The 8,308-nt window shown below is 75.6% G+C and carries 8 protein-coding genes and 1 pseudogene; 4 read left to right on the top strand and 5 right to left on the bottom strand.

Annotated elements, in window-relative coordinates:
• Positions 1 to 163: 163 nt before the first annotated feature.
• Positions 164 to 1,627, bottom strand: coding sequence for a M1 family metallopeptidase (locus tag ACWEQL_RS38950; protein WP_452155758.1), 1,464 nt, complete (start codon positions 1,625 to 1,627; stop codon positions 164 to 166).
• A gap of 438 nt (positions 1,628 to 2,065) precedes the next feature.
• Between ACWEQL_RS38950 and ACWEQL_RS38945 the strand changes: the two genes are divergently transcribed.
• Positions 2,066 to 3,046 carry a carbohydrate kinase family protein gene (locus ACWEQL_RS38945; RefSeq protein WP_452155756.1) on the top strand — a complete coding sequence of 327 codons (981 nt, stop codon included), beginning with the start codon at positions 2,066 to 2,068 and terminating at the stop codon, positions 3,044 to 3,046.
• A 61-nt stretch (positions 3,047 to 3,107) separates the two neighbouring features.
• Here the strand turns inward: ACWEQL_RS38945 and ACWEQL_RS38940 are convergent, their stop codons facing one another.
• Positions 3,108 to 3,644 (bottom strand): GNAT family N-acetyltransferase, encoded by a 537-nt coding sequence (locus ACWEQL_RS38940; RefSeq protein ID WP_452155754.1) that lies wholly within the window; start codon positions 3,642 to 3,644, stop codon positions 3,108 to 3,110.
• A 346-nt stretch (positions 3,645 to 3,990) separates the two neighbouring features.
• On the opposite strand from ACWEQL_RS38940, the gene ACWEQL_RS38935 reads away from it, so the two are divergent.
• Entirely contained in the window at positions 3,991 to 4,887 is an 897-nt protein-coding gene (locus tag ACWEQL_RS38935) for a polysaccharide deacetylase family protein (protein ID WP_452155752.1), read from the top strand.
• A gap of 25 nt (positions 4,888 to 4,912) precedes the next feature.
• Here the strand turns inward: ACWEQL_RS38935 and ACWEQL_RS38930 are convergent, their stop codons facing one another.
• Positions 4,913 to 5,383 (bottom strand): YchJ family protein, encoded by a 471-nt coding sequence (locus tag ACWEQL_RS38930; RefSeq protein WP_452155750.1) that lies wholly within the window; start codon positions 5,381 to 5,383, stop codon positions 4,913 to 4,915.
• Between the two features lie 194 nt (positions 5,384 to 5,577).
• Here ACWEQL_RS38930 and ACWEQL_RS38925 point away from each other — a divergent pair, with 194 nt between their 5' ends.
• Positions 5,578 to 6,387 (top strand): DUF4328 domain-containing protein, encoded by an 810-nt coding sequence (locus tag ACWEQL_RS38925; RefSeq protein ID WP_452155748.1) that lies wholly within the window; start codon positions 5,578 to 5,580, stop codon positions 6,385 to 6,387.
• A gap of 124 nt (positions 6,388 to 6,511) precedes the next feature.
• On the opposite strand, the gene ACWEQL_RS38920 is transcribed toward ACWEQL_RS38925, so the two are convergent.
• Both ACWEQL_RS38920 and ACWEQL_RS38915 read right to left on the bottom strand, forming a co-directional pair.
• On the bottom strand, positions 6,512 to 7,171 hold the full coding sequence (locus ACWEQL_RS38920) for an NADPH-dependent F420 reductase (RefSeq protein ID WP_452155746.1): 660 nt from the start codon (positions 7,169 to 7,171) through the stop codon (positions 6,512 to 6,514).
• A gap of 125 nt (positions 7,172 to 7,296) precedes the next feature.
• Positions 7,297 to 7,626 carry a hypothetical protein gene (locus tag ACWEQL_RS38915; protein ID WP_452155744.1) on the bottom strand — a complete coding sequence of 110 codons (330 nt, stop codon included), beginning with the start codon at positions 7,624 to 7,626 and terminating at the stop codon, positions 7,297 to 7,299.
• A 213-nt stretch (positions 7,627 to 7,839) separates the two neighbouring features.
• Between ACWEQL_RS38915 and ACWEQL_RS38910 the strand changes: the two are divergent.
• Positions 7,840 to 8,308: pseudogene (locus ACWEQL_RS38910) on the top strand (hypothetical protein); the annotation flags it as partial.

The following is an 8,308-nucleotide window of genomic DNA, read 5'->3' as shown; positions in this document are numbered from 1 at the left end:
GTGGGCACCACGATGCTCCCGCCCCGCCGGCCCGTGCACCGGCGCGCCGACGGCGCCCGGGCGCACCCGACCGGCGCGCCGGGGCGTACGGGGCCCGGCCGACAACCAGCCCACCCGACAACCGACCCGCCCGCCGACAGGCCGGCCCCACGGAGTGCCCGCCCTACAGCGCGTCCGTCCCCTGGGGCAGCGTGCCCGTCCCCCGGGGCACCCCGCCCGGGCCGCGGTCGGTCAGGTCGCCGCGGGCGACCGGGTCCACCGTCCAGTCGGGGTGACCGGGCATCGGCGGGGTGCGCAGTCCGTACAGCCAGTCGGTCAGGAACGCCGCGAGGTCCTGGCCGGACTCCGCCGAGGCGATGCGCAGGAAGTCGGCGGTGGTGGCCGTCCCGTGGCGGTGCGCGCGCAGGTAGGCGCGCTCGATCCGCTCGAAGGCCGCCTGGCCGACCCGCTCGCGCAGTGCGAGCAGCACCAGCGCGCCCCCGGTGTAGCGCTGGCTGTCGAACAGCGACTCGGCGGTGGGCCCGGCGACCGGCCCGGAGTCCTGGCGCCACCGGTCGCCCTTGGCGTACACGTCGCGCATCCGCTGCTCGAACGTGGTGAAGCCCTCCGAGTCGGTCCAGCCGCGCTCGTAGAGGTACATCAGCCCGTAGTAGTCGGCGTGGCCCTCGTTCAGCCAGAGGTCCGACCAGGTGGCGGGGGTGACGCTGTTGCCGAACCAGGAGTGCGCCAGCTCGTGCATCATGTGCCCGCCGATCTCCGCCTCCGGGAGCAGCAGGAAGTTCGGCTTGTAGAGCGTCAGGGTCTGGGTCTCCAGACCGGTGAAACCGAAGGCGTCCGGGTCGTCGGTGTCGGCCGGCAGCAGCCCGTACGTCTCGAACGGGTACGGCCCGAGGTGCCGCTCGGCCCACTCCAGCTGGCCCGGGGTCAGCGCGAGCGCCGGCTCCAGGTCGGCGGCCCGCGCGGTCGGCACCACGTCGCGCAGCGGCAGCCCGTGCGGGCCGGTGCGCTCACGCACGGTGTAGGCGCCGACCGACACCTGGAGCAGCTCGGTGGCCATCGGCTCGGCCGGGACGTACCGGCGGGTGGTGACCCCGTCCTGCCGGGAGGTCCCGGTGAGCGTGCCGTTGGCGACCCCGGCAGTGCCCTCCGGCGCGGTGACGCTGATCGTGAACCGGGCCTTGTCGCTCGGGTGGTCGTTGCACGGGAACACCGTGTGCGCCCCCTCGGGCTGGGCGGCCACCGCGAAGCCGTCCGGCGTCGGCACCCACCCCGTGTGCGGCAGCCGGGCGCGCGGGTCGGCCGAGTACCCGACCGTCACGGTGAGCGGCGCCCCGCGCGGAACGGGCGAGGCCGGCACGATCCGCAGCTTCTCGTCGTGCGTCTCGAAGCCCGCCGCCCGCCCGTCGACCGCCACCGAGCGCACGGTCAGGCCGAGGGCGTCCAGCTCGAACGAGGGCAGCTCGGCCAGCGCCCGGGCGGTCATCACGGTGGTGCCGTCCACCGTCCGGCTCTCCGGCCGGTAGGTGAAGGAGAGGTCGTAGCCGATCGCGTCGTAGCCCGGGTTGCCGAGCCCGGGGAACACCGGGTCGCCGAGGCCCCCGGGTGCGGCGGCGGTGGCGTCCGGCATCACGGTGGCGAAGCAGAGCAGCACCGAGGCGAGGGCGAGGGCGGGGCTGGAACAGGGCCTGGACAGGGGGATCACCGCTTCCGGGGCGTCCGACACGTCGGGTGGTCGGCTGGACACGGATCGTAGTCGAAGCCTCCGGCAAGCCGCCCCACCCCGCCCCGGCCGGCCCCGCGACACGCGGCTTCCCCCGGACGGCCCACATCGGTGGCCATCCGGCTGCGCCCTGTCATAACGTTCGAAGTGCCCCGCCCCCTGACGGGCGGGGCCACGGCCGTCGGAGAACCTGGCCAGGTCCGGCGGCCGTTTCCATGCCCGCACACCGCGCGCCCGCACACCCGTCCACCGTACGCCCGCGCTTCCGTACGCGCGTACGCCCGCCGACCGCGGCGCTCTAGGCTGGGTGCTCGTCATGTCGATGCCGAGCCCGGGAGTGCGCGGATGTGTGAAGGTCCCGGCTCCGTCCGATTCCTGGTGGTCGGGGAGTGCGTGGCGGACATCGTCCGCGGGGCGGACGGCGTGGAGCGGGTGCACCCCGGCGGGAGTCCGGCGAACGTGGCGTACGGGCTGGCCCGGCTGGGGCGGGCGGTGACCCTGGTGACGCAGCTGGGCGACGACGCGTACGGGCGGCTGATCAGGGCGCACCTGGAGTCGGCCGGGGTCACGGTGGTCGCCGAGGACGGCGGGCGGACGCCGTCGGCGGTGGTGGGGCTGGACGGGCGGGGCCGGGCGCGGTACGGCTTCGACATCGCGTGGACGCTCGGGGCGGCGGCGCTGGACGAGGCCGGACCCGCGTTCGCGGCGCGGCCGCACCACCTGCACCTGGGGTCGATCGGCGCGGTCACCGAGCCGGGTGCGGGCGCGGTGCTCGACCTGGTCGAGCGGCTGCGCGGCGCGGTGGTGGTCAGCTACGACCCCAATGTGCGGCCCGCGCTGATGGGTGAGCACGGGCCGGCCGTCGGCCGGGTCGAGCACTGCGTGGGGCTCAGCGACCTGGTCAAGGCCAGCGACGAGGACCTCGCCTGGCTCTACCCCGGCGAGGACCCGGCGGCGGTCGCCCGGCGCTGGCTGGACCTCGGGCCGTCGGAGGTGATCGTCACCCGGGGCGCGGGCGGCGCCACGGCCTACACGGCGGACGGCGCGGTGGAGGTGCCCGTGGTGCCCGTCGTGGTGGTGGACACCGTGGGCGCGGGCGACTCGTTCATGGCGGCGCTGCTGGCGGCCCGGTACGAGCGGGGGCCGTTCGACGCCCGCACCGGCCTGGGCGACCACGCCGTGCTGACCCGCGCCATGGCCCGGGCGGCGACGGCGGCCGCCCTCACCGTCTCCCGCGCCGGCGCCAACCCGCCGGACGCCGCCGAACTGCTCGCCGCGACGGCGGCCCCCCGGCCGGTGTCCGGCTGGCGCGTCCTGCCGCCCTGATCCTTCCTGGTCTCTCGTGATCTCTCGGGATCCCGCGGGGAGGAGCTCGCCCCCGGCCCGGTCAGCCGGTCCGAGCGGGTGTCGCCAGCTCCTTGCCGTACCAGACCTGGGCGTACGGGCCGTTGTTGTAGGCGGGGATCTCGGCGTACCCGTGGCGGAGGTAGAGCGCCCGGGCCTCGACCAGGTCGAGCCGGGTGTCCAGGACGATCCGTTCGGCGCCGAGCCCGCGGGCGGCCGCGTCGACGGCGGCGAGCAGCCGGGCGCCGCCGCCCGTGCCGCGCGCCCCGGGGCGGACGAAGACCCGGGTGAGTTCGGCGGTCCGGTCGTCCAGCACCCGCAGTCCGGCGCAGGCCTGGGGCTCGCCCAGGTGACGGCCGAGCAGGAAGGCGCCGGTGGGCGGGGCCAGGTCGTCGCTGGGGGAGCCGGCGAGGCCGGTCTCGATCTCCTCGGGGGTGCAGTCGCGGCCGTGGTGCAGCCGGTAGTACCGGTTGGCCACCTCGGTGTAGTAGTCCCGCAGCAGCGCCGTGGACTCCGCCGTGCCGACCTCCGCCGGCGCGACGGTCCAGGGGTCGGTGGCGGCCGGCTTCATGATCGTCATGCGGGGCATTATGGTCGGCCGGGAGCCCTTCGCGCACCGCATATTCTGTGGCCGCCGGGGAGCTGCCGGCGGGCACGGCCGATGCTCCGGGCGGTCGGGACGTCGGCGGCCGGGCGGATGCTCCGGGCGGGTGAGGTGCGGGAGTGGGGGGATTGGCGGGAGCGGGCCGCGGGGGAAGCACTGCTCCATGCACACATCGTCAGATTGTCGTACTAATCCGGCGTCGGACCGCCGGGCCCGCGGGATAGCCGCGGCAGCGGTCTGCCTCTCCGCCGTCCTGGCCGGTTGCGCGGCGCCGGGCGCGGACACGGCCGGCCGGCCGGCCCCGAGCAGCGCGGCCCCACCCGTGCCCGCCGCCCCGCAGGGGGAGGCGCAGGAGCGGGCGTCCGGGGCGCAGGCCCCGCAGGAGGCCGCCGACCGGGGCGGCCTGCGGCCCCCCGCCGTACCGCTGACCCTGCCCCGCGCGGCGCGGCAGGAGGAGGAGACCGGCGCCGCGGCGGTGACCCGGCGCCAGAGCGCCGCCCGGGCCGCACTGGAGACCGCCCACCGCTGGGGGCTCGCTCGGCCGCCGCTCACCGCGCCCGCGCGGCCGGCCACCCGGGCCCGGCTGGAGACCGCGCCCGAGGGCACCCAGGGCGTCCGGCGCACGGAGGGGCTGCCACCCGTGGTGTACCGGGTGCCCACCGAGGAGCGGATCGTCTTCCTGACCGTGGACGACGGATTCGAGAAGGACCCGGAATTCGCCCGGATGGTCCACGAACTGGGCATCCCGATCAGCTCGTTCGTCGCCGATTACATGGCCCGGTCCGACTACGGCTACTTCCGCGACCTGGCCGGCGGCCTCGACGCGGTCAACAACCACACCCTCAACCACCGCAACCTCGAGCTGCTCGGCTACGAGCAGCAGCGCGAGGAGATCTGCGGCCAGCAGGACCGGCTGGAGCAGCACGTCGGCGTCCGTCCCCGGCTGCTGCGGCCCCCGTACGGCGAGTACAACGCGGACACCCTGCGGGCCGCGGCCTCCTGCGGCATCGAGGCGGTGGCGATGTGGAACGAGGAGGTCTTCCCCGACCGCATGGAGTACCGACAGCTCGACCGGCGGCTGAACGCCGGCGACATCATCCTGACCCACTTCCGCGGCCCGGACCTGTGGCCGGGTCGCATGACGGACCTGCTGCGCAAGGTCCTGGAGGAGGTCACCGCGCAGGGCTTCGCGCTCGCCCGCCTGGACGACTACGTGTAACCCGCCGCGCGCGGGACGGCTCAGCTCAGCTCAGCGACAGCGCCTCGTGGTACACCCAGGCGCCCTCGTGCCGCAGGAAGCGGCTGTTCTCGGTCAGCACACCGCTCTCCCGGCCCTCGGACCAGTGGGCGCGGAACGACACCGTCCCCTCGCTGTGGAACGGTCCGCCCTCGGTGGCGCCCACCACCTCCAGCCGGGTGAAGCGCAGCGCCGGATCCAGGTCGAGCGAGGCCGGCCGGGTGTCGGGGTGCCAGGTGCGCAGCAGGTACGCCGCGTCGCCCACCGCGAAGGCGCTGAACCGCGAGCGCATCAGCTGCTCGGCGGTGGTGGCCGCGGCCTCGCCCCGGTGCAGCCGCCCGCAGCACTCCCCGTATGCGGCGGGCAGGCCGCAGGGGCAGGGCGAGCCGGCGGCCGGCACGGCGGCGGGGGCAGCGGGGGAGCCGGTGGTCTTGGCGGTACGGGGCGTGGTGGCGCGGCGTCGGGACATGGTGGCCATTCTCCCCCGGACGGGCCCTCCGGCTCGCCGGGCCGGGCCGCCGGGCCGCCGGGCGTGCGAGCGGCGCAGGGCCAGGCGCAGGGCCGGTGCGGGATTTGTCGGACATCTGGTGACAGGGTGGCTGACCTGCGGCTTTTCGGTGGCGAACCGATGTCGGAGGGCGCTAGGGTTCGGCGCGCCCGGGGGAGCTCCCGGTGATCGAGGTGGGGGAGTTGGTTCGACCGATGATGTGTGTGACCTGCGGCCGGCGTCCGGGGCTGGAGCTGACCGGGCGGTGCCTGGCCTGTTCCGGGACGGACTACCGTTCGCCGGAGGGCGTGGGGATCGCGGCCTCCGTCCTGCTGGGCCTGAACGCGGTGGTCTCGCTGGGCGTGGTGGGGCTCGACCTGTACGCCTACGCGGAGTTCGGTGACCTCGCGGACGGGACCTCGCAGCGGCTCCCGGACTCCTTCGACGGCTTCGTCACCCTCGCCGGGGCGGTGGGCGCCGTGTCGACCGCCGTCCTCGTGGTGACCGCCGTGGTGTTCCTGGTCTGGTTCTACCGGACCCGGGAGAACGCCGGGCGCTTCGTCCCGGACGGGCACCAGCTCGGCCAGGGCTGGGCGATCGGCGGCTGGTTCGTCCCGATCGTCTGCCTCTGGTTCCCCTGGCGGGTCGCGGCCGACACCTGGCAGGCGAGCGCTCCCCCGGCGGCCGACGGCGGGCGGCAGTTCATCCCGCAGCGGGTGGTGTCGCTCTGGTGGTCGGCGTGGATCGGCTCGGTGATCCTCGGCCGGATCGCGGCCGCCACGACGAAGCTGGACCGGGCGGACCCCGGCTCCACGCTGAAGGCCACCCTCGGCCTGGAGATCGCCGAGAACGTGCTCGCCGTCGCCGCGGCCGTGCTGGCGATCCTGTTCGTCCGCCGGCTGAGCGTCATGCAGGACGCCCGGGCCGCGATGACCGCGCCCGCGCCCGTCCTGCCCGCACCCCTCCCGTGGCCCCCGGTCGGCCCGGCCGCCTGACCGTCGCCACCGCGATCACCTGGGCCGGGTGGACAGAACGCCGCCGTGCGTGGGAAGTCGGACCGGCCGACTTCCCACGCACGGGCCGTGCTCGGACGCGCGGGTCGCGGGTCGTGCCGGGGCGTCAGTCGGCCTTGCGGACGATGGAGTAGTTGAAGTCGGCCGTGCCGAAGGCGCGCATCAGCCGGATCCACACCGGCATCATCATCTCCATCCCGCGGGCGCCGCCGATGTCGCCGAGGTCGATGACCGAGCCGGCCGGCCAGCCGAACTCGGCCAGCAGGGCGGTGGCCTCGGCCTTGGCGGCGGGGTCGTCGCCGGCGATGAAGAGGTTGTGCTCGCCGGGGACGCGCGCCGGGTCGACCATCACCGGGGCGGTGACCGTGTTGAGCGCCTTCACCACGCGGGCCTGCGGGAACTCGCGCTGGATCCGCTCGCCGACGCTGTCGGTGTTGACCGGGTCGAGGGTCAGGGCGCCCTCCTCCGAGAAGACCAGCGGGTTGGAGACGTCGATCAGCAGCTTGCCGGCCAGCCGCTCGGCCCCGGCCGCCCGGAGGGCCGCCAGCGAGACCGTGCCGCCGGTGGCGTTGACGATCACCTCGCCGAACTCGGCGGCGTCCGCGAAGGTGCCGGTGTGGCCGGCCGGCCCGGCCTGCTCGGCCCAGGCGGTGCCGGCCTCGTTGTCCTTGGTGCGCGAGCCGAGCGTCACCTCGTGCCCGAGGGCGACCAGCTTGTCGGCCAGCGTGCGGCCGACCGTTCCCGTGCCGATGATCCCGAAGCGCATGCGTGTCCCCGTTCGTCCCTGGCCCGTCGTTCGCGGCCGCGCCGTGGTGGCCCGTACCCCGTCGTGCTCCGTACCGTGTCGTGCTCCGTACCGTGCGCCGACGATCATAGGCGCGGGAGGCCCCGTCAGGTGCCCGCTTCGATGGTGAGGACGGCGATCAGCATGGTCAGCATCGCGGCGCCCGGCGCGAGGGACAGCGCCAGGCGGCCCCGGGGCAGCAGGTAGGCGACCGGCCACTGGAGCACGATCAGCGCGACGGCGGAGAGCAACGCCCGGTCGGCGACGGCGAGATGGGCGAAGGTGCTGGGGCAGTCCGTGCCGTACGAGCAGGGGTCGGTCGCCATCTCGGCGAAGCCGCGCAGGGGGAGCAGCACCATCAGCAGGACGATGTAGACGATGGTGGAGTTGGCCGGGGCCTCCCACCAGGCCCGGCGGATCGTCACGGTCTCGGTCATGTCAGGATCCTCGTCCCCCGTCCGGCCCGGGGCCAGCGGACGGGTACTCAGCCGCGGCCGGGTACGGGTACTCAGGTCCGCGCCCGGGCGGGCCCGCACGTGTGGCCGCCCGGGCCATAACGCGGTGATAGGGGGACGGCTGGCATCTGTCAGGACGGCGGCGGACTTCCTACGGTGTCGGCAACCCCCACACCGAACGAGGAGACCTCCCCCATGCTCCGACGTCATGCCCGCACCGCGGGCACCGCGTTGGCGGCCGCCGGACTGCTGCTGACGACACTCCAGGGTGTCGGCGCCGCGGCCGCACCGGGTTCGCCCGGCGCCGCCCCGGCGTCCGACGCCGTGAAGTCCGCGGCCGCGGCCCTCGCCGTCGACGCCACCACCCCCGCCGTCCTGGACGCCATGCGGCGCGACCTCGGCCTGACCCCCACGCAGGCCCGGGCGCGACTGGTGAACGAGGCCGAGGCCGGCGCGAAGGCGGCCGTCCTGCGGCAGCGGCTGGCCGCCGCCTTCGCCGGCGCCTGGCTGGACGGCGCCGAGTCCGGGACCCTGACGGTGGCCACCACCCGAGCCGCCGACGCCGCGCTGATCCGCGCGGCCGGGGCGCGTGCCGGGGGGGGGGGGCCACCCCACCGCCCCCGACCGCCACCCCGCGCGCCGGGCGGCCCGCGGCGCCCCGACA

Source organism: Kitasatospora sp. NPDC004240, assembly GCF_053603215.1.
This window is presented reverse-complemented; position numbering and strand designations above follow the sequence as displayed.

What these genes read in the sequence shown, in the direction of transcription:
- ACWEQL_RS38950 (WP_452155758.1), bottom strand. Translation starts at nt 1,627, where the DNA reads ATGCCGGACGCCACCGCCGCCGCACCCGGGGGCCTCGGCGACCCGGTG.
- ACWEQL_RS38945 (WP_452155756.1), top strand. Translation starts at nt 2,066, where the DNA reads ATGTGTGAAGGTCCCGGCTCCGTCCGATTCCTGGTGGTCGGGGAGTGC.
- ACWEQL_RS38940 (WP_452155754.1), bottom strand. Translation starts at nt 3,644, where the DNA reads ATGACGATCATGAAGCCGGCCGCCACCGACCCCTGGACCGTCGCGCCG.
- ACWEQL_RS38930 (WP_452155750.1), bottom strand. Translation starts at nt 5,383, where the DNA reads ATGGCCACCATGTCCCGACGCCGCGCCACCACGCCCCGTACCGCCAAG.
- ACWEQL_RS38920 (WP_452155746.1), bottom strand. Translation starts at nt 7,171, where the DNA reads ATGCGCTTCGGGATCATCGGCACGGGAACGGTCGGCCGCACGCTGGCC.
- ACWEQL_RS38915 (WP_452155744.1), bottom strand. Translation starts at nt 7,626, where the DNA reads ATGACCGAGACCGTGACGATCCGCCGGGCCTGGTGGGAGGCCCCGGCC.